Origin of the sequence: Pseudomonas sp. P1.8, from assembly GCF_001269805.1 — a bacterium.
In the GTDB taxonomy this organism is placed as follows: domain Bacteria; phylum Pseudomonadota; class Gammaproteobacteria; order Pseudomonadales; family Pseudomonadaceae; genus Aquipseudomonas.
The window spans coordinates 113,003-134,278 of record NZ_LHVM01000013.1 but is presented as its reverse complement, the minus strand read 5'-3'; the positions used below and the strand labels follow the sequence as shown (position 1 = coordinate 134,278).

The following is a 21,276-nucleotide window of genomic DNA, read 5'->3' as shown; positions in this document are numbered from 1 at the left end:
TCGACCTCTCTGTAGGAGCCGGCTTGCTGGCGATGGTGTGTCAGTCGAAATCGATGCAGCTGACACTCCATCGCCAGCAAGCCGGCTCCTACAGGTGCACAGCACTGCTTTTCACGAGGTGAAACCATGACCCTCTCCACGCTCGGCGACACCCAGGATTTTCACGATTTTCTCGATGCCTATCGCCGGCAGTACCCGGACGATGTGCTCACCGTCCAGCACTCCCTTTCAGCCGATCAGGACGTCACCGCCCTGGTCGATGCCCTCGCCACCCAGGGCCGCGATCCACTGCTGATCTGCGAAAAGGTCGGCCACTTCGGCGCGCCGGTGGTCACCAACCTGTTCGCCTCCCGCACCCGTATCGCCCGGATGTTTGGCGTTGCCCCGGCGCAACTGCACGAGACATTTCAACAGCGCGCCAACAACCCCATCGCCCCGCGCTACGTGGAAACCGGCCCGGTGCTTGATGAAATCTACGAAGGCGAAGCCGTGGACCTGGCGCTGCTGCCGATGCTCAAGCATTTCGACAGTGACCGCGGCCCGTACATCACCAACGCGATCATCATTGCCGAAGACCCGGTCACTGGCATCGCCAACATGAGCTACCACCGCTCGATGCGCCATGCCCGCCAGACCCTCGCCACCAGCCTGCATTCACGCGGTCACCTGTGGCGCATGCTGCAAACCGCTCGCGAACGCGGCGAAGAATTACGCGTGGCCATGGTGGTCGGCGCACATCCGCTGTTCATGCTCGCAGCGGCGGCGCGTTTGCCGTTCGGCAGTGATGAGCGAGCGGTGGCCGGGGGCTTGTTCGGCGCACCGCTGGAGCTGGTGAAAACTCCGCGTTATGGCATCGGTGTGCCGGCATCTGCGGAATTTGTCCTGGAGGGTGCGATTGACCCAGCGGCCTATGCCGAAGAAGGCCCGTTCGGGGAATTCAGCGGTTATTCCTCGGATCGCTCGACCAATAATGTGCTGCGGGTCGACACCCTGATGCGGCGCAAGGACGCCTGGCTGGTGGACGTGGTCGGCGGGCGCTACGCCGAGCACCTGACCCTGGCGCGGCTGCCGCGGGAAGCGGAAATGAGCGAAAAGCTCAAGGCACGCTTCCCCGCCGTCACCGCCGTGCATTACCCGAACTCCGGCACGCATTTTCACTGTTACGTGGCGCTGGACCAAAGCCGTGACGGGGAGGCGCGGCAGATCATGTTGGCCCTGCTCGGCTGGGACCCGTACCTGAAAACCGTGATCGCGGTGGACAGTGATATCGATATCAGCGACGACAGCCAGGTGTTGTGGGCGCTGGCCACGCATTTCCAGCCGCATCAGGACATCTTCGTCATCGACGGTTTGCCTGGCAGCCCACTGGACCCGTCGTCCTCGGTCAACGGCACCACCTCGCGCATGGGCCTGGACGCCACACGCGGCTCGGGATTCGACGGGATCAAGGCGCAACTGGACCAGGACGTAATCGAGCGTGCCCGCGATCTGCTCAAGAGCTATCTGCCATGAACCGCCAGCGCATGGTGGTCGGCATCAGCGGTGCGTCCGGTTTTATCTATGGCGTGCGCCTGCTGGAGTTGCTCGCCGAACTTGATATCGAAAGCCATCTGATCATCAGCCGTGCCGCGCTGCTGACCATGGCCCACGAAACCGATTACAAGCTGGCCGATGTCACCGCACTGGCCAGCCATTACCACCGCGCCGACGACGTGGCCGCCGGGATCGCCAGCGGTTCGTTCCGCTGCCTGGGCATGGTGGTCGCGCCGTGTTCCATGCGCACCCTGGCGGAAATCGCCACCGGCACTTCATCGGGCCTGATCGGTCGCGCCGCCGACGTCACGCTCAAAGAACGCCGCACGCTGGTATTGATGGCCCGGGAAACCCCGCTGACCCTCGCCCACCTGCGCAACATGACCGCTGTCACCGAGATGGGCGGGATCATCGCCCCGCCGGTGCCGGCCTTTTATGCCCGCCCCCAAGACCTTGCGCAAATGGTCGACCACAGCCTCGGCCGTGTCCTGGACCTGTTCGGCCTCGATGCCGGGACTGCGCAACGCTGGAGAGAACCCACAACCCCCTGTAGGAGCGGGCTTGCCCGCGATAGCGGTGGGTCAGGCAGCATCAAAGCCTGCTGATCCGCCCTCATCGCGAGCAAGCTTGCTCCTACAGTTGAGAGCACTCCGACCATTGAGTTTTTTAAGGAGCATCACATGAACACCCCATTCAACGCCCCAACCCCCAACACCAAAATCCCGGTGACCATCCTCACAGGCTTCCTCGGCGCCGGCAAAACCACCCTGCTCAACTACATCCTCAAGGAAAACCACGGGCGCAAGATCGCCGTGATCGAGAACGAATTCGGCGAAGTCGGCATTGACGGCGACCTGGTGCTCAGTTCCGAGACCGAAGAAATCTACGAAATGGTCAACGGCTGCGTGTGCTGCACCGCCGAAGTCCGTGAAGACCTGGTGCGCATTGTCCGCGAACTGGTGGCACGGCCGGTGCGGCTGGATCACATCCTGATCGAAACCAGCGGTCTGGCCGACCCGTACCCGGTGGCCCAGAGCTTCTTCATCAACGACCCGATTGCCGATGAAGTGGAACTGGACGCCATCGTCACCATGGTCGACGCCAAGCACATCGCCCAACACCTGGAAGACCTGCAACTGGATGGCGTGGACAACCAGGCGGTGGATCAGATCGTCTGCGCCGACCGCATCGTGATCAACAAGGTCGACCTGGTCAGCCCTGCCGACGTGGCGTCCCTGAGCGACAAGATCCGCGGGTTGAACGCCACGGCGGATCTGGTGACCTCCAGCTACGCCGAGATCGATCTGTCGAAGATCCTTGGCATCGGCGCCTTCGAGTCCACGCAAAAACTCATGGAGATCGGTGCCGAACACGATCACCACGCCGATGAGCATCACCACGACCATGACGACCTGGACCATGACCACGACCCAAGTGTGTCGTCGGTGGGCATCGCCGTGGATGGCGCGGTCAACCTGGGCGATTTCCATCGCTGGATCACCCAACTGCGCACCGAGCAGGCCGACAACCTGTACCGCATGAAAGGTGTGCTGGCGGTGGCCGATCAGGACCAGCGCTATGTACTGCAAGGTGTGCACAGCCTCGTTGAGTTTCGTGCCTCCACCTTGTGGGGCAACGAACCGCGCTCGAGCAAGATCGTGTTTATCGGCCGCGACCTGGACCGCGCGGCGCTGAACCAGGGTTTTGCCGCCTGCCTGGCAGGCTGAAAAAGGCATCGGAGCCGGTGGATGGCGGTTCCGGGCACATGAATGACTGATGCATCGGGCAACACACAACACCTGTAGGAGCTGGCTTGCCAGCGAAAGCGGACTGTCAGCCAACAAAGATGGCGACTGGTCGGCCGCCATCGCCAGCAAACCGGCTCCTACATGGGCGACAGCGCCCGGCATCAGAACGAATACCCCTCTCTACCGAATAACAACAGCAAGAGGTGTTTCCCCATGTCGTCAGCCACTACCCCTTCAAAACCCATCGTCACCCTCCATCCCGTCGACCAGGTGTTATCGGTGCGACAAATGCTCACCCTCGGCCTGCAACACATGGCCGTGTCGTACATCGGTGCCATCGCCGTGCCGTTGATTGTCGCCAGTGCATTGAAAATGTCCCAGGCCGATACCGTCGTCCTGATCAGCACCACGTTGTTCTGCTCCGGTATCGCCACACTCCTGCAAACCGTCGGCTTCTGGAAATTCGGTGTGCGTCTGCCGATTCTCCAGGGCGTGGCCTTCAGCAGCGTGGGCCCGGTGATTGCCATCGGCAGCAACCCCGAGGTCGGCTTTGCCGGGGTTTGCGGGGCGGTGATAGGCGCGGGGATTTTCACCATGCTCGCCGCGCCGTTCGTGGGGCGCTTGCGTCGGTTCTTTCCACCCGTGGTCACCGGATGCATCGTCACGGTGATTGGTTTGCAGCTGTTTCCAATTGCCTATGAGTGGGTGGGTGGCGGGCGTCATGCCGCCGATTTCGGTGCGCCGGCGTACCTCGCGGTCGCAGCGGTGGTGTTACTGACCATCCTGCTGGTCAACCGTTTTGGCAGCCCGATGTTGCGCAACATGGCGGTGCTGGTGGGCATGCTCGTCGGGGCCGGGCTCGCTTACGGGATGGGCATGGGCAGTTTTCACAGCGTGCAGGAGTCGCCGTGGCTGACCGTACCCTACCCGTTCTACTTTGGCTTGCCGACCTTCAGCCTGATCCCCATCGCCACCATGGTGGTGGTGATGATCGTGCAGATGGTCGAGTCCATGGGGTTGTTCGTGGCCATCGGCGACATCGTCGACAAACCGGTGGAAGAAAAACAAGTGATCAACGGCCTGCGCGCCAACGGTCTGGCCAGCACCATTGCCGGGATGTTCGCCGCGTTTCCGTTCATTGCCTTCATGGAGAACGTCGGGCTGGTGATCCTCACCGGCGTGCGCAGTCGCTGGGTGGTGGCTGTCAGCGGCTTGCTGATGTGCTCGGTGGCCCTGGTCCCGAAGGCCGGCGCAATCATTGCGGCGATGCCGACCGCGGCCCTTGGCGGTGCCGGGATCGCAATGTTTGGCGTGGTGGCCGCGGCAGGGATTCAGACCCTGGCCAAGGTCGACTACGAGCGCAATCGCTACAACGTGCTGATCGTCGGTTTCACCATTGCCGCCGCGTTGGTGCCGGTATTGGCACCGGCCTTGTTCAAGCAATTACCCGAGTGGTCGCAACCGTTCCTGCACAGCAGCGTGGTGATCGCCTGCCTGGTGTCGGTGTTGCTCAACGCCGCCCTCAACGGTGTCAGCGTGCCTGATGCCGCCGCCAGCAAATCCGCTTCCCATAGCCTCTGACTGGAGCCGCCCATGACTCAACTTCAAAACATCCTGATCAAAAAACCGGTGGCAGTGATGACCGGCCTGCGTGGCCCGCGTGCGCGGGCCGGTGCCGTGGACATCCGCATCGTCAACGGTCGCATCGCCGAAATGGCCGCAGGCCTTGAAGCGCAACCCGGCGAACGGGTGATCGATGCGCGCCATTCGATCGTCTATCCGGGCTGGATCAACACTCACCATCACCTGTTCCAGAACTTGCTCAAAGCCGTGCCTGAAGGGTTGAATCAGGACTTGCAAGGCTGGTTGGCCAGCGTGCCCTACCCGCGTCTCAACCGTTTCACCCCGCAACTGGCGCGGATCGCCGCACGGCTGGGCATGGCCGAGCTGCTGCTGTCGGGGGTGACCACCTGCGCCGATCACCATTACCTCTACCACGCCAACGGCACCACCGAGACCGGTGACCTGCTGTTCGACATGGCCGATGAGTTCGGCCTGCGCTTCGTGTTGTGCCGGGGCGGCGCGCTGGAATCGGCCAGCGCCCACCCGGGCTTCTCGAAAACCGCGCTGCAACCGGAAACCCTCGACCAGATGGTCGGCGATATCGAACGCCTGAAATCGCTTTATCACCAGGACACCCCGGATGCGATGCGTCGGGTGGTGGTGGCGCCAACCACGCCGACATTTTCGCTGCCGCCGACGCTGTTGCGCGAACTGGCGCACACCGCCCGTGGCCTCGGCTTGCGCTTGCACACACACTTGTCCGAAACGCAGAACTACGTGAATTTCTGCCGTGAGAAATACAACTGCCTGCCGGTGGAGTTCGTCGCCGAACACGAATGGCTTGGCCCGGATGTGTGGTTCGCCCATGCGGTGCACATGCAGCCCGGTGAAATCCGCATGCTCGCGCAAACCGGCACCGGGGTTTCCCATTGCCCGGTGAGCAATGCGCGCCTGGGCAGTGGTGTCGCGCCGATCCCGCAGATGTTCGAGGCGGGTGTGCCGATTTCCCTTGGAGTGGATGGCGTGGCGTCGAACGAGTCCGGGAGCATGGTCGGCGAGGCGAATACCGCGTGGTTGATTCACCGCGCGGAACAAGGTGCCTCGGCAACCACCGCCGAAGACGTCATTCACTGGGGCACGGCCGGTGGTGCGCAGGTGTTGGGACTGGGCGCAGTCGGCACCCTCGAAGTCGGGCAAACGGCGGATCTGGTGATCTATGGCCTCGACCATCCGCGCTTCTTCGGTTTCCACGACATTGCCGTGGCGCCCGTGGTGGCCGGTGAACCGATTGCCGTGCGCTACAGCCTGGTGGGCGGTCGCGTGGTGGTGGATGACGGCGTGATTCCGGGGCTGGACGTGCAGCAAATGCGCGCCGAGGCGTGGGATGGGGTGAGGCAGTTGATGAATGTAGACGACTGACCCACTGCCTACACAAATCCCCCTGTAGGAGCTGGCTTGCCAGCTCCTACAGGGGATTGCGTCATATTCAGGTGAATGCCATGTCCGGTATCAACGATCTGCTACAAGCCATCGACACTGCCACCCAAACCGGTGAAGAAACCGTCCTCGCCACCGTGGTCAAGGTCGAAGGCTCGGCCTATCGCCGCCCTGGCGCGCGCATGCTCATTCCGCTGCACGGCCGTACCGTCGGCACCGTCAGCGGCGGTTGCCTGGAACAGGACCTGGCGAAAAAAGCCTGGTGGCTGACCGACTCCGGCGAGCCCGTGGTGCGTCGCTACAGTACCGGCGCGACCGAAGACGAAGACGACGAGCAAAGCGCCCTGACCTTTGGCCTCGGCTGCAACGGCACGGTGTTCGTGCTGCTTGAACGCCTTCGGGCGAAAAACCCGTCACCTGTCATCGACCTGTTGCGCCGCGTCCGCGAACGCCAACAACCGGCCGCCATGGCCACGGTCATTGCGACCTCACGCAATGCCACGGCGCGGGTCGGTGACCGGTTGCACTCGGACTGCGATGACGCCCTGCACAACCGGCCATTACGCAGCGCCATCCGCAATGACCTGCACAAGACACTTCTACAGAAAAAATCATCGATTCGGCTCTACACCGACGCCCGTGGCGAAGTCGAAGTGTTCTTCGAATACATCGCCCCGCCACCACGCCTGGTGATCTTCGGTGCCGGTCATGACGCGCAGCCGCTGGTGCGCATGGCGAAACTGCTGAACTGGCACGTCAGCGTCATCGACAGTCGCAGCCACTTTGCCCGACCCGAACGCTTCCCGCAGGCAGACGCCGTGATCTTCGCCAACCTCGACAACCCGTTCGACCTGCACCCACTGATCGACGGCGCGGCGGTGGCCGTGATGACCCACAGTTACCGCCAGGACCGCCATTGGCTCGGTCAAGTGCTGCAAGCCGCGCCCGCCTACATCGGCCAACTCGGCCCCAAGGAACGTACCGAACGTCTGCTGGCGGACATCGGCCGCAATTCGTCAGCCCTGCATTACCCAATGGGTCTCGACCTCGGCGGCGATGCCCCGGAAAGTGTGGCGCTGTCGATACTCGCGGAGATGACGGCGGTGTTGAACCAACGCCAGGGCGGGATGCTCAGGCACCGGCGCAAGCCGATTCATCAGGCGGATCTGGTGGTCAGTGGAAACCTTGAGATTGTCGCGGTGGTTTGAAGATCAAAAGATCGCAGCCTTCGGCAGCTCCGGTGTATGCGATCCCCTGTAGGAGCTGCCGAAGGCTGCGATCTTTTCTCGAAACAAGCCGAAAAACTTCGGGCCAATGAACCAAAAAAACTCGACTACTGTTCATGACTCACACTTTTAAAAGAGGGCAAAGGAATGCCTGCTGCTGCAAAAGGATGTCGCCTACGCAACGCTCGGATTTCTGAACCAGGGCGTATCTATCTACTAACTGCAGTTACCCATCAGCGTCGACCCGTTTTCTCAGATTTGCGTTTAGGACGTCAGCTAGTCAATCAACTGCGTTGTGCCGATGAAAGCTCCGCAACAACCTCAATGGCTTGGGTAGTGATGCCAGACCACTTGCATTGGTTGATCGAGCTCAATAACGGCACATTGGCCGATCTTATGTGTCGGATCAAATCCAGAAGTGGTCGATCTATCAATCTGATGCAAAGAGACTTGGGCCAAGTGTGGCAACGTGGCTACTACGATCGAGCACTACGCAAAGAGGAAGACATCAAAGACGCTGCCCGCTACATCATCATGAACCCCTTGCGCGCTGGGCTGGTGCAACGGATTGGCGATTATCCGTTGTGGGATGCGATTTGGGTTTGAAGAGGAAGATCAAAAGATCGCAGCCTTCGGCAGCTCCTACGGGGAACTCGACCCCCTGTAGGAGCTGCCGCAGGCTGCGATCTTTGCTTTCCTCACGCAGCCAACGCTGCCGACGCCGCCAGCATCGCTCGCAGCAACACCGCGCACCCGGCGGCCAGATCATCCGGCGCGGCGTTTTCGATTTCGTTGTGGCTGATGCCGCCCTCGCATGGCACAAAAATCATCCCGGCCGGGCCGAGTTCGGCGAGGAAGATCGCGTCGTGCCCGGCACCGCTGACGATGTCCATGTGCGACAGTCCCAACCCCTGGGCGGCACCGCGTACGGCTTCGACGCAACCTTTGTCGAAGTACAGCGGCGGGAAATCGGCGGTTGGCGTGAGTTCAAAGGTCAGGCCGTGTTCATCGCAGGTGGTCTCGATGACTTCGCGCACCTGGGCAATCATCGAATCCAGCCGGGCCGGTTCCAGGTGCCGGAAATCGAGGGTCATGCGCACTTCACCCGGGATGACGTTACGTGAACCGGGATAGGCTTGCAGGCAGCCGACCGTGCCACAGGCGTGAGGCTGATGAGCGAGTGCTGCGCGATTGACCGCACCGACGATCACCGCAGCGCCGACCAGGGCGTCCTTGCGCAAGTGCATGGGGGTCGGACCGGCATGCGCTTCGACGCCGCGCAGTTTCAGGTCAAACCATTTTTGCCCGAGTGCGCCCATCACCACGCCGATGGTTTTGCGTTCGTCTTCAAGGATCGGGCCTTGCTCGATGTGCGCTTCAAAGTAAGCGCCAACCTTGTGCCCGCTGACCTTGCGCGGTCCCGCGTAACCGATGGCGTTGAGCGCTTCGCCAACTGTCACGCCCTCGGCGTCGACCTTGGCCAGGGTTTCCTCCAGGGTGAATTTCTCGGCGAAGACGCCGGAGCCCATCATGCACGGGGCGAAGCGAGAGCCCTCTTCGTTGGTCCAGACCACCACCTCCAGCGGCGCTTCGGTTTCGATGTTCAGGTCGTTGAGGGTACGCAGCACTTCGACGCCCGCCAGCACACCGAAGCAGCCGTCGAACTTGCCGCCAGTGGGTTGGGTGTCGATGTGGCTGCCGGTCATCACTGGCGGCAGATCCGGATTGCGTCCCGGGCGCCGGGCGAAAATATTGCCTACCGCGTCAATGCTGACGGTGCAGCCTGCATCGGTACACCAATTGACGAAGATGTCACGGGCCTGCCGATCCAGGTCAGTCAGGGCCAGGCGACAGACGCCGCCCTTGACCGTCGCGCCGAGTTTGGCCAGTTCCATGAGCGACTGCCACAGCCGGTCGCGGTTGATGTGCTGATGGGTGGATTGCAGAACGTCTATGGCCGCGTTCATGAATGATCTCCTCAGGCTGTTCTTATGGATTTCTTCAGGCAGTTTGTCGGCGTGCTGGAGGCCGCCATCGCTGGCAAGCCAGCTCCTACAGGGGATCGCATTTCAATTGTAGGAGCTGGCTTGCCAGCGATGAGGCCCTCCCTTACACCGCCGATTTAGCAACAGACGGGCTGGGCCGCATCACATTCAACCCGTAATAAATCACCCCGCCCAACGCCGAACCGGTGAACCAGCCATAGCTGTAAAACCAGCTGAACGCGTCGCTGCCCAACGACAGCAACGTCAGCACCACCGGCACACCAAACGCGATGAAACCGCTCCAGTTCCACGCCGGGTACACGTCGTCGCGGTACAGGCCCGCGAGGTCAAGCTGCTGCTTTTTGATCAGGAAGTAATCCACCACCATGATCCCGGCGATCGGCCCGAGCAGGCTGGAGTAACCGAGCAACCAATTGGAATAGACCGTTTCGAGGCTGACGTCGGAAACGATCAAACCAAGCTTTTTCAGCAGTTCGTGGGCCATCAATCCCAGCCCCACCAGCCCGGTAAGAATGACCGCTTTGGTACGGTTGATCGCCTTGGGTGCGATGTTCTGGAAGTCGTTGGTTGGCGATACGATATTGGCCGCCGTGTTGGTCGACAGCGTGGCGATGATGATCAGCGCCATGGCAATCGCCACCCAGAACGGACTCTGGATATGACCGATCAGGGTCACCGGATCGGACACCGTTACCCCAACCAGTTTGACCGAGGCGGCGGTCATCACCACACCGAGGGAAGCAAACAGGAACATGGTCAGCGGCAGGCCGATGATCTGCCCGACAATCTGATCCTTCTGGCTTTTCGCGTAGCGACTGAAGTCGGGGATGTTCAGCGACAACGTGGCCCAGAACCCCACCATCGCCGTCAATCCGGCGGCGAAGTAACTGGCCACTCCAGCACCTTCGGGACGCTTGGCCGGAATCGCCAGCAGTTCGGTCATCGACACATTCGGCATCGCCCACACCAGCAGGCCCACGCCGACTGCGACCAACAGCGGCGCCGACAGGGTTTCCAGCCATTTGATCGACTCGGCGCCGCGTATCACCACCCACAGGTTCAACGCCCAGAACACCATGAAGCCGATCACCTCGCCGGTGCCGCCCAGGGATTTCCAGCCATCGAACACCGAGCCCAGAAACAGGTGGATCGCCAGGCCGCCGAACATGGTTTGTATGCCGAACCAGCCGCACGCCACCAGGGCGCGGATCAGACACGGAATATTGGAACCAAGGACGCCGAAGGACGAACGCAGCAGCACCGGAAACGGAATCCCGTACTTGGTGCCGGGGAACGCGTTCAGCGTCAGCGGAATCAACACGATAATGTTGGCAAACAGAATCGCCAGCAGTGCTTCGCCGACGCTCAAACCGAAGTAGGCCGTCAGTACGCCACCGAGGGTGTAGGTCGGCACGCAAATCGCCATACCGACCCACAGCGCGGTGATGTGCCATTTGTTCCAGGTTCGTTCACGCACCTTGGTCGGTGCGATGTCGTGGTTGTATCGGGGACTGTCGAGGACATCGCTACCGGCTTCCAGCTCAAACAAGCCGTCGCGCTCGGTCACTTGCGATCTGATCTGTTGCATGGCCGCTCCACTGTTCTTTTGATTATTGTTGCTCATCAGGGGGTCGACGCTTTAAGCGCTGACCCGACGATGGCCGGAGGAACTGACAACTTTCATGGACCGGCCAAGGTGTCAGCGGCGGCATCAATAAACGTGCCGGGTGCCCCGCTTACGCATCGGGCAGTGCCAATACAACCTTGTAACTTGCTGATGTCTATCAGCTTTATATATTCAACCAAACCGTCCACTTGTTCTTGCGCAGCCACTCAGGCCGAATGCCAGGCAAGTTGTCCGGACCGTCAGGACTCAATCTGGTGCGTCGATCTTTTTTTCAAACGCCTGCATTAAACATGGACCCTGCTCAAACGCCTGATTCCACTTAAGAAATCTTGACCATATTTCGATCCTGTCAAGTGCGTCAAAATGGTGAGCAGCCTCACCATTTTGGTGAATATGGTTTTTAATTGTTATTTTTCAATAAGTTACAATAGTAATAAGCTTATAAAAAATATTCTTGCTGATTCCATGAACTGCAGCTAGCGTTTAATCCTGACAACGTTGACAGGAATAAGCTTGTTGACACTCGCTTCATATAAAACATCTAGAACCGGCATCAGCCGGTCACTGCCTGCGAGGAATCCGGAATGTCTCTGTTGATCCGTGGCGCTACCGTTATTACCCATGATGAAAGTTATCGCGCCGATGTGTATTGCGCAGAGGGCGTGATCAAGGCTATCGGCGAAAACCTGGACATACCCGCAGGTGCCGAAGTACTCGACGGCAGCGGCCAGTATCTGATGCCCGGCGGCATCGACCCGCACACGCATATGCAACTGCCCTTCATGGGCACCGTGGCCAGTGAAGACTTCTTCAGTGGCACAGCGGCAGGACTGGCCGGTGGCACCACGTCGATCATCGATTTTGTGATTCCCAACCCGCAGCAGTCTTTGATGGAGGCGTTCCATCAGTGGCGTGGCTGGGCCGAGAAGTCGGCGTCCGACTACGGTTTTCATGTGGCGATCACCTGGTGGAGCGAGCAGGTCCGCGAAGAGATGGCCGAGCTCGTCAGCCAACACGGGGTCAACAGCTTCAAGCATTTCATGGCCTACAAAAACGCGATCATGGCCGCCGATGACACGCTGGTGGCGAGCTTCGAGCGCTGCCTTGAACTGGGGGCCGTGCCCACCGTCCACGCCGAAAACGGCGAGTTGGTCTACCACCTGCAACGCAAACTGATGGCCCAGGGCATGACCGGGCCGGAAGCGCATCCACTGTCGCGCCCATCCCAGGTTGAAGGTGAAGCGGCGAGTCGGGCGATCCGTATTGCCGAAACCCTCGGCACGCCGCTGTACCTGGTGCACGTTTCGACCAAGGAAGCCCTCGACGAAATCACTTATGCCCGGGCCAAGGGGCAACCGGTCTACGGCGAAGTGCTGGCCGGACACTTGCTATTGGACGATAGCGTCTACCAGCATCCGGACTGGCAGACCGCCGCCGGTTACGTGATGAGCCCGCCGTTCCGTCCCCGTGGTCATCAGGAGGCACTCTGGCATGGTCTGCAAGCGGGCAATCTGCACACCACCGCCACCGATCACTGCTGTTTCTGTGCTGAGCAGAAAGCGGCCGGTAAGGACGATTTCAGCAAAATCCCCAACGGCACCGCCGGTATCGAAGACCGCATGGCCGTGCTTTGGGACGAAGGCGTCAACACCGGGCGCTTTTCGATGCAGCAATTCGTGGCGCTGACGTCGACCAATACCGCGAAGATCTTCAACCTTTACCCGCGCAAAGGTGCGATCCGTGTCGGTGCCGACGCCGATCTCGTCCTGTGGGACCCGCAGGGCACGCGAACCATTTCCGCCAAGACTCATCACCAGCAGGTCGACTTCAACATCTTCGAAGGCAAGACCGTGCGCGGTGTTCCGAGCCATACCATCAGTCAGGGCAAGGTTGTCTGGGCCGATGGCGATCTGCGGGCCGAGCGCGGTGCCGGGCGGTACATAGAACGGCCGGCGTATCCGGCGGTGTTCGATTTGCTGAGCAAGCGGGCCGAGTTGAATCAGCCGGTTGCCGTGAAACGCTGAGATCGGCCTTCGGCCTATCGCTGGCAAGCCAGCGCCTACAAGGGATCGCATTTCAAACTGTAGGAGCTGGCTTGCCAGCGAAGGCGTCCTCGCAGGCAACGAAAAACCAATGCCCATCAGAGGCAGCACCTCAAATAACCGTGAGGCCAATACCGTGATCAAGACCCTGACTCACCTCCCGCATCCTTACGAGAATGCGGCCGCCCTCGCCGGCCATTTCACCGATCTGGCGCCACCGCTCAACGACCGCCAGGCGCACCTTGAGGCCTCGCGCTGCCTGTACTGCTACGACGCACCCTGCGTGAATGCGTGCCCGAGCGAGATCGATATTCCCTCGTTCATCCGTAACATCCATCAGGACAACGTACAGGGGGCGGCGCAGACAATCCTCTCGGCCAACATCCTCGGTGGCAGTTGCGCCCGGGTCTGTCCGACGGAGATCCTTTGTCAGCAGGCCTGCGTGCGCAATAACGCCCACGAATGCGCGCCGGTGTTGATCGGCCTGTTACAGCGCTATGCCGTGGACAATGCGCATTTCAGCGAGCACCCGTTTGCACGTGCGGCTGCGACAGGAAAACGCATCGCCGTCGTCGGTGCCGGCCCGGCCGGATTGTCCTGCGCCCACCGCAGCGCCATGCATGGGCATGACGTGGTGATTTTCGAGGCGCGGGAAAAAGCTGGCGGCCTCAACGAGTACGGGATTGCCAAATACAAACTGGTGGACGATTACGCCCAGAAGGAACTCGACTTCCTGTTGGAAATTGGCGGTATCGAAATCCGTCATGGGCAAAAGCTCGGGAAAAACCTGACCCTCAGCGATTTGCATCAACAATTCGACGCGGTGTTCCTCGGGCTCGGGCTCAACGCCAGCAAACAACTGGGACTGGACCACGAAGACGCCCCCGGGTTGCTCGCTGCCACCGATTACATCCGCGAACTGCGCCAGGCCGATGACCTGACGCAACTGCCACTGGCCGATCACTGCATCGTCCTCGGCGCGGGCAACACCGCCATCGACATGGCCGTGCAAATGGCCCGCCTCGGTGCGCGCGACGTCAACCTGGTGTACCGCCGGGGCGTCGAGGACATGGGCGCGACTCATCATGAACAGGACATCGCCAAGGCCAATCAGGTGCGCCTGTTGACCTGGGCCCAACCCGAAGAAGTCCTGCTCGACACCAACGGGCGGGTTCGCGGCATGCGCTTTGCGCGCACACATTTGGTTGACGGTCGTCTGCAAACCACTGGCGAGTCCTTCGAGCTGGCGGCGGACGCGATCTTCAAAGCCATCGGCCAGGCCTTCGACAGCAGCGCCCTCGCCGACCCGCTGGCCCGGGAACTCAAGCGCCAGGGCGAACGAATCGAGGTCGACGAGAACCTGCGCACCAGCATTGCCGGCGTGTATGCCGGCGGCGACTGCACCAGCCTCGATCAAGACCTGACCGTGCAGGCGGTACAGCACGGCAAACGCGCCGCCGAGGCGATCAATGCTCAACTGATGCTCAACGTGGAGGCTGCGTAAATGGCCGATCTGTCGATTGTCTTCGCTGGCATCAAATCCCCGAATCCGTTCTGGCTGGCCTCCGCGCCGCCGACCGACAAAGCCTACAACGTGGTCCGCGCCTTCGAGGCCGGATGGGGCGGCGTGGTCTGGAAAACCCTGGGTGAAGACCCGGCGGCGGTGAACGTGTCGTCGCGCTACTCGGCTCATTTCGGACCTAACCGGGAAGTGCTCGGTTTCAACAATATCGAACTGATCACCGACCGCTCGCTGGAAATCAACCTGCGGGAAATCACCCAGGTGAAAAAAGACTGGCCGGACCGTGCGCTGATTGTTTCGTTGATGGTGCCGTGTGTCGAAGAGTCCTGGAAAAACATCCTGCCGCTGGTGGAAGCCACCGGTGCCGACGGGATCGAGCTGAACTTCGGTTGCCCCCACGGCATGCCGGAACGTGGCATGGGCGCGGCAGTCGGTCAGGTGCCGGAGTATGTTGAGCAGGTCACCCGCTGGTGCAAGACGTATTGCTCGCTGCCGGTGATCGTCAAACTCACACCGAACATCACCGACATCCGCGTCGCCGCCCGGGCGGCCCATCGCGGTGGCGCCGATGCGGTGTCGCTGATCAACACCATCAACTCGATCACCAGCGTCAACCTGGAACGCATGGTCGCCAACCCCATGGTCGGCAGCCAAAGCACCCACGGCGGTTATTGCGGCTCAGCGGTCAAACCGATTGCCTTGAACATGGTCGCCGAAATCGCCCGCGACCCGCAGACACAAGGCCTGCCGATCAGCGGGATTGGCGGCATCGGCAACTGGCGCGATGCCGCGGAATTCATCGCGCTGGGCTGCGGTTCGGTACAGGTGTGCACGGCAGCAATGCTGCATGGTTTCCGGATTGTCGAGGAGATGAAGGACGGGCTTTCGCGCTGGATGGACAGCCAGGGCTACGCCAGCATCTCGGAATTTTCCGGGCGAGCGGTGGGCAATACCACGGACTGGAAGTACCTGGACATCAACTATCAGGTGATCGCGAAAATCGATCAGGAGGCGTGCATTGGTTGTGGCCGTTGCCATATCGCCTGTGAGGACACCTCGCACCAGGCCGTGGCCAGCCTGAAAAAACCGGATGGAACCCACCGCTATGAAGTGATCGAAGAGGAATGCGTGGGCTGCAACCTGTGCCAGATCACCTGCCCGGTGCAGGACTGTATCGAGATGGTGCCCATGGAGAACGGCAAGCCGTTTCTGGACTGGAATCATGATCCGAGGAATCCGTATCACGTTGTCGTCTGACTTCGGCGGTGTCTGAACTGACGCCATCGCTGGCAAGCCAGCTCCTACAAGGATAGCGATACTCCTGTAGGAGCTGGCTTGCCAGCGATGGGCCCCGAACAGCCACCACAAAACTCAAGGCTCCAGCCCGATCCCCCGCAAAATCACACTCGTCACCGTCTGCACCGCTTTCTCGAACTGCCTGTCCGACAGCGGCTGATGATCATTGAGAATATTCACCTGATGATCAAAATCGGCGTAGTGCTGTGTCGAAGCCCAGATCATGTACAGCAGGCTTGATGGCTCAACCGGCAGGATGCGCTTGTCGTCCACCCACTGGCGTATCTTCGCTTCTTTCATCTTGGCCCAGTCGTACAGGCTGGCGTCCAGTGCTTCGCCCAGGGTCGGCGCGCCGTGAATGATTTCGTTGGCCCAGACTTTCGACCCATAGGGCCGGCTGCGCGAGTGGTTCATCTTGGCGCGGATATAGCTGCTGAGCACCACCCGCGGATCGTCGAACATCTCGAAGCACATCGCGTCCTGTTTCCACACCTCCAGCAAATCGAACAGCACGGCGCTGTACAGTTCGGTCTTGGTGCTGAAGTAGTAATGCAGGTTGGAGCGCGGCAGTTGCACTTCGGCCGCGATGTCGGCCATGGCGGTACTGCCGAAGCCTTTTTCAGCGAAGACTTTTTCTGCCCCCAGCAGGATTTTCTCGACGTTACTGCGACGAATCTCGATCTTGTGATTGCCCATGAGGGCTCCCTGACGACAGCGTTAAACAAGACTAGCATCCGCTCTGGATCGCGGCGACAAGGGAAAACGAAACAAGCTGACACGCCCGGCCCCCTGTGGGAGCAAGCTCAGGGGTTTCCTCGAATTCCACTCATGGGTTAGTCATCGTATAACTTCCGATTGACATCCCTCGAAAATCCCGCAAATATTCGCGCCAACGTTGTACGACGACGTATGACAAAAATAAAAACAAAATGCAGCAAGGGAGCGTCACAGTGAGCCAACTCGTCCGCAATTCGTCCGCCCGTACCCCACGCCCAACCTTCGCCCGTTTGCAGACGCTAAGCCTGATCGGTTGCGGCAGTCTGGCCCTCGCCCTGCCCTTGACCTGCCACGCCGAAGGTTTCACCGATGACGCCAAAGCCGCGCTGAACCTGCGCAACGCCTACTTCAACCGCAACTACACCAACCCGGCCTACCCCCAGGGCAAGGCCGAAGAGTGGACCCAGAGCTTCATCCTCGACGCCAAGTCCGGTTTCACCCAAGGCCCAGTCGGCTTTGGTGCCGATGTGCTGGGGCTGGTCTCGGTCAAGCTCGATGGCGGCAAAGGCACCGGCGGCACGCAGCTGTTGCCGATTCATGATGATGGCCGCCCTGCCGACAGCTTCGGCCGCCTCGGTGTGGCGCTGAAAGGCAAAATCTCCAAGACCGAATTGAAGGTCGGCGAGTGGATGCCGGTGCTGCCGATCCTGCGTTCCGACGACGGCCGTTCGCTGCCGCAAACCTTCCAGGGCGGCCAGTTGACCTCCACCGAGATCAGCGGCCTGACCCTCTACGGCGGCCAGTTCCGCCAGAACAGCCCGCGCAACGATGCGAGCATGGAAGACATGTTCATGAACGGCAAATCGGCGGCCTTCAGCTCGGACCGTTTCAACTTCGGTGGCGGTGAATACGCCTTCAACGAAAAGCGCACTCAGGTTGGCGTCTGGTACGCGGAACTCAGCGACATCTACCAGCAGCAGTATTTCAACCTGAGCCACAGCCAGCCCATCGGCGACTGGACCCTGGGCGCCAACCTCGGTTACTTCATCGGCAAGGAAGACGGCAGTGCCCTGGCCGGCGACCTCGACAACAAGACCGCGTTCGCGCTGCTCTCGGCCAAGTACGGCGGCAACACTTTCTATGTCGGCCTGCAGAAACTCAGCGGCGACGATGTGTGGATGCGCGTCAATGGCACCAGCGGCGGCACCCTGGCCAACGACAGCTACAACTCCAGCTACGACAACGCCCGGGAAAAATCCTGGCAAGTGCGCCACGACTACAACTTCGCCGCCCTCGGTGTGCCTGGCCTGACCCTGATGAACCGCTACATCAGCGGCGACAACGTGCACACCGGGACCATCACCGACGGCACGGAATGGGGCCGTGAATCGGAACTGGCCTACACGGTGCAGAGCGGTCCGCTCAAAAGCCTCAACGTCAAATGGCGCAACGCGAGCATCCGCAAGAGCTTCAGCACGAACGAGTTCGATGAAAACCGGGTGTTTATCAGCTACCCGATCAGCCTGCTGTAAATGCAGGCTCGCTCTACAGGGTGCGGGTCAGTCTGGAGATTTGTGTCTGCGGGGCAGAAAACGACCCTCCGTCAATTTCCACCAATGTCGCGTTGACAAGAACCGGAATGCTTAACAATACTTCGCTCAAGTCATACGACAACCTACAACAAATCAAGAACAATAACCGCTTCCAGGGATTCCCATGACGACCACTGCAACCGCCCAAACGCCCTTCAATCGCCTGCTGCTGACCGGCGCCGCCGGTGGCCTTGGTAAAGTCTTGCGAGAAAGCCTGCGCCCTTACGCCAATGTGATTCGCCTGTCGGACATCGCCGACATCGCCCCGGCCATCGATGACCGTGAAGAAGTGGTCCCCTGCGATCTGTCCGACAAGCAAGCGGTGCATCAACTGGTCGAAGGCGTGGACGCGATCCTGCACTTTGGCGGCGCGTCGACCGAGCGCTCGTTCGAAGAGATCCTCGGCGCCAACATCTGCGGCGTGTTCCACATCTACGAAGCCGCGCGCCGCCATGGCGTGAAACGCGTGATCTTCGCCAGTTCCAACCATGTCATCGGCTTCTACAAGCAGGACGAAGTCATCGACGCCCACTCTCCTCGCCGCCCGGACAGCTACTACGGCTTGTCCAAGTCCTACGGTGAAGACATGGCCACGTTCTACTTCGACCGGTATGGCATCGAGACCGTCAGCGTGCGCATAGGCTCCTCGTTCCCGGAACCGCACAACCGCCGGATGATGAGCACATGGCTGAGTTTCAGCGACCTGACCCAACTGCTCGAACGCGCGCTGTACACGCCGAATGTCGGCCACACGGTGGTGTACGGCATGTCCGACAACAAGGACATCTGGTGGGACAACCGCTACGCCTCGGCCTTGGGTTATGTCGCACAGGACAGCTCTGAAGTGTTCCGCGAAAAAATCGAAGCCCAGCCGTTTCCGGCGGCGGATGATCCGGCGCGGATCTATCAGGGCGGCGCCTTTTGCACAGCCGGGCCGTTCGGCGACTAAGCCTGCGCGTCTCGCTTGATCCCCACCACAAACCAAGGGAATGAGTTGCCATGCAAGCCGAACTGATCGTCGATGCCCGCAACGCAGTAGGTGAAAGCCCGGTCTGGGTGCCTGAAGAAAACGCTCTGTACTGGGTCGATATCCCGGCGGGCACCTTGCAACGCTGGAGCGCCGACAGCGGGCAGGTCGATGCCTGGAAAGCCCCGCAAATGCTCGCCTGTATCACTCGGCATCGCGACGGCGGCTGGGTCGCCGGCATGGAGACCGGTTTTTTTCATCTGCACCCGCGTGACGACGGCAACCTCGACATTCAGCTGTTGGCTCACGTCGACCACGCCCGACCCGACATGCGTCTGAACGACGGCCGATGCGATCGTCAGGGGCGTTTCTGGGCCGGCAGCATGGTGTTGAACATGGGCGACAACGCGGCCGACGGTACCCTCTACCGCTACAGCGCCGGGCAACGCGGCCCGGTCGACGCACAGTTGAGCGGGTTCATCGTGCCCAACGGTTTGGGTTTCAGCCCGGACGGTCGCACGATGTACCTCTCCGACTCCCATCCGCAAGTCCAGCAGATCTGGGCCTTCGATTACGACATCGACAGCGCCACGCCCTCCAATCGCCGCGTGTTCGTGGACATGAATCAATTCTGTGGACGCCCCGACGGCGCGGCTGTCGATGCCGATGGCTGCTACTGGATTTGCGCCAACGACGCAGGACTGATTCATCGCTTCACACCCGACGGCCAACTGGATCGCTCCCTCGCCGTTCCGGTGAAAAAACCCACCATGTGCGCCTTCGGCGGCCCTCGACTGGACACGCTATTCGTGACCTCGATTCGCCCCGGTGACGACCATGATCCGCAGTCACTGGCCGGAGGCGTGTTCGCCATCGACCCCGGCGTCAAAGGTTTACCCGAACCCCGTTTCAACGATTGAGCCCATAAAAAAAGCTTGTGCTGCATCGCTGTGCCTAAAAAAACAACAACAAACTGGAGACACCCCCATGGACTTCAAACGCACCTTGCTGGCCGCTGCACTCCCCTTCGCCTTCTCCCTCAGCAGCGCCGCCCACGCGCTGGAAATCAAATTCGCCGACATTCATCCGGCCGGTTACCCCACCGTGCTGGCTGAAGAGCAACTGGGCAAAACCCTGGTGGCCGACAGCAATGGCGCGCTGACCTTCAAGATGTTCGCCGGCGGTGTGCTCGGCTCGGAAAAGGAAGTGATCGAACAGGCCCAGGTCGGCGCGATCCAGATGGCCCGGGTCAGCCTCGGCATCGTCGGCCCGGTGGTGCCGGATGTGAACGTGTTCAACATGCCGTTCGTGTTCCGCGACCAGGCGCACATGCGCAAAGTCATCGACGGTGAAGTCGGCGATGCAATCCTCGACAAGATCACCAACTCCGAATTCAACCTGGTCGCCCTGGCCTGGATGGATGGCGGCACGCGCAACATCTACACCAAGAAACCGGTGCGCAGCCTCGCCGACCTCAAGGGCATGAAGATCCGCGTGCAAGGCAACCCGATGTTCATCGAAACCATCAATGCCATGGGCGGCAACGGCATTGCGATGGACACCGGCGAAATCTTCAGTGCCTTGCAGACCGGCGTGATCGACGGCGCGGAAAACAACCCGCCGACCCTGCTCGAACACAACCACTACCAGAACGCCAAGTACTACAGCCTGACCGGTCACCTGATTCTGCCGGAGCCGATCGTGATGTCGAAAATCACTTGGGAAAAACTCACGCCCGAGCAGCAAGCACTGGTGAAGAAAACCGCGAAAGCCGCCCAGGCTCAGGAACGCACCCTGTGGGACGCGAAATCGGCCAGCAGCGAAGAGAAGCTCAAGGCTGCCGGCGTCGAATTCATCACCGTCGACAAGAAACCTTTCTACGAAGCCACCGCCTCGGTCCGCGAAAAATACGGCGCGCCTTACGCCGATCTGATCAAGCGCATCGAAGCCGTTCAGTAACCCTCCCTGAATTCTGGAAAGGCCCGGCACCGCGCACGTGG

The 21,276-nt window shown here is 60.7% G+C and carries 17 protein-coding genes; 14 read left to right on the top strand and 3 right to left on the bottom strand.

The annotated features are described in order from the left end of the window. Nucleotides 1–126 precede the first annotated feature (126 nt). The 7 genes from AD668_RS11515 (at nucleotide 127) to AD668_RS11485 (ending at nucleotide 8,113) form a co-directional block, all read left to right on the top strand. Nucleotides 127–1,512 (top strand): UbiD family decarboxylase, encoded by a 1,386-nt coding sequence (locus AD668_RS11515; protein ID WP_053158641.1) that lies wholly within the window; start codon nucleotides 127–129, stop codon nucleotides 1,510–1,512. Further along, nucleotides 1,509–2,138 (top strand): UbiX family flavin prenyltransferase, encoded by a 630-nt coding sequence (locus tag AD668_RS11510; protein WP_053158638.1) that lies wholly within the window; start codon nucleotides 1,509–1,511, stop codon nucleotides 2,136–2,138. The genes AD668_RS11515 and AD668_RS11510 overlap by 4 nt, the downstream gene beginning before the upstream one ends. A 75-nt stretch (nucleotides 2,139–2,213) precedes the next feature. After that, nucleotides 2,214–3,260, top strand: a complete 1,047-nt coding sequence (locus AD668_RS11505) for a GTP-binding protein (RefSeq protein WP_053158635.1) — start codon at nucleotides 2,214–2,216, stop codon at nucleotides 3,258–3,260. A gap of 234 nt (nucleotides 3,261–3,494) precedes the next feature. Then, entirely contained in the window at nucleotides 3,495–4,862 is a 1,368-nt protein-coding gene (locus tag AD668_RS11500; RefSeq protein WP_053158632.1) for a nucleobase:cation symporter-2 family protein, read from the top strand. Nucleotides 4,863–4,874: 12 nt separating this feature from the next. Next, nucleotides 4,875–6,263 (top strand): amidohydrolase family protein, encoded by a 1,389-nt coding sequence (locus AD668_RS11495; protein ID WP_053158629.1) that lies wholly within the window; start codon nucleotides 4,875–4,877, stop codon nucleotides 6,261–6,263. An 80-nt stretch (nucleotides 6,264–6,343) separates the two neighbouring features. Then, the gene (locus tag AD668_RS11490; RefSeq protein WP_053158626.1) at nucleotides 6,344–7,489 is read left to right on the top strand and encodes an XdhC family protein; all 1,146 of its coding nucleotides are present in this window, start codon (nucleotides 6,344–6,346) and stop codon (nucleotides 7,487–7,489) included. A gap of 165 nt (nucleotides 7,490–7,654) precedes the next feature. Continuing rightward, entirely contained in the window at nucleotides 7,655–8,113 is a 459-nt protein-coding gene (locus AD668_RS11485; RefSeq protein WP_053158623.1) for a transposase, read from the top strand. 92 nt (nucleotides 8,114–8,205) lie between these two features. Here AD668_RS11485 and AD668_RS11480 read toward each other — a convergent pair whose 3' ends face one another. Further along, nucleotides 8,206–9,474 carry a Zn-dependent hydrolase gene (locus AD668_RS11480; protein WP_053158620.1) on the bottom strand — a complete coding sequence of 423 codons (1,269 nt, stop codon included), beginning with the start codon at nucleotides 9,472–9,474 and terminating at the stop codon, nucleotides 8,206–8,208. 142 nt (nucleotides 9,475–9,616) lie between these two features. Further along, a complete protein-coding gene (locus AD668_RS11475; protein WP_053158616.1) occupies nucleotides 9,617–11,101 on the bottom strand; it encodes an NCS1 family nucleobase:cation symporter-1 in 1,485 nt (494 codons plus the stop codon). Between the two features lie 623 nt (nucleotides 11,102–11,724). Between AD668_RS11475 and hydA the strand changes: the two genes are divergently transcribed. The 3 genes from hydA (at nucleotide 11,725) to preA (ending at nucleotide 15,961) form a co-directional block, all read left to right on the top strand. Further along, nucleotides 11,725–13,164 (top strand): dihydropyrimidinase, encoded by a 1,440-nt coding sequence (gene hydA, locus AD668_RS11470; protein ID WP_053158613.1) that lies wholly within the window; start codon nucleotides 11,725–11,727, stop codon nucleotides 13,162–13,164. Between the two features lie 154 nt (nucleotides 13,165–13,318). Next, on the top strand, nucleotides 13,319–14,686 hold the full coding sequence (locus AD668_RS11465) for an NAD(P)-dependent oxidoreductase (RefSeq protein WP_053159839.1): 1,368 nt from the start codon (nucleotides 13,319–13,321) through the stop codon (nucleotides 14,684–14,686). Beyond that, a complete protein-coding gene (preA, locus tag AD668_RS11460; RefSeq protein ID WP_053158610.1) occupies nucleotides 14,687–15,961 on the top strand; it encodes an NAD-dependent dihydropyrimidine dehydrogenase subunit PreA in 1,275 nt (424 codons plus the stop codon). A 114-nt stretch (nucleotides 15,962–16,075) separates the two neighbouring features. Here preA and AD668_RS11455 read toward each other — a convergent pair whose 3' ends face one another. After that, entirely contained in the window at nucleotides 16,076–16,696 is a 621-nt protein-coding gene (locus AD668_RS11455; protein WP_053158606.1) for a TetR/AcrR family transcriptional regulator, read from the bottom strand. A 254-nt stretch (nucleotides 16,697–16,950) separates the two neighbouring features. Here AD668_RS11455 and AD668_RS11450 point away from each other — a divergent pair, with 254 nt between their 5' ends. The 4 genes from AD668_RS11450 (at nucleotide 16,951) to AD668_RS11435 (ending at nucleotide 21,235) form a co-directional block, all read left to right on the top strand. Continuing rightward, on the top strand, nucleotides 16,951–18,249 hold the full coding sequence (locus AD668_RS11450; protein WP_053158603.1) for an OprD family porin: 1,299 nt from the start codon (nucleotides 16,951–16,953) through the stop codon (nucleotides 18,247–18,249). Nucleotides 18,250–18,433: 184 nt separating this feature from the next. Beyond that, nucleotides 18,434–19,258, top strand: coding sequence for an NAD(P)-dependent oxidoreductase (locus tag AD668_RS11445; protein WP_053158600.1), 825 nt, complete (start codon nucleotides 18,434–18,436; stop codon nucleotides 19,256–19,258). Between the two features lie 50 nt (nucleotides 19,259–19,308). Continuing rightward, nucleotides 19,309–20,196, top strand: coding sequence for an SMP-30/gluconolactonase/LRE family protein (locus AD668_RS11440; RefSeq protein WP_053158598.1), 888 nt, complete (start codon nucleotides 19,309–19,311; stop codon nucleotides 20,194–20,196). Between the two features lie 67 nt (nucleotides 20,197–20,263). Further along, complete coding sequence (locus AD668_RS11435; protein ID WP_053158595.1) at nucleotides 20,264–21,235, top strand: TRAP transporter substrate-binding protein; 972 nt, start codon at nucleotides 20,264–20,266, stop codon at nucleotides 21,233–21,235. Nucleotides 21,236–21,276 lie beyond the last annotated feature (41 nt).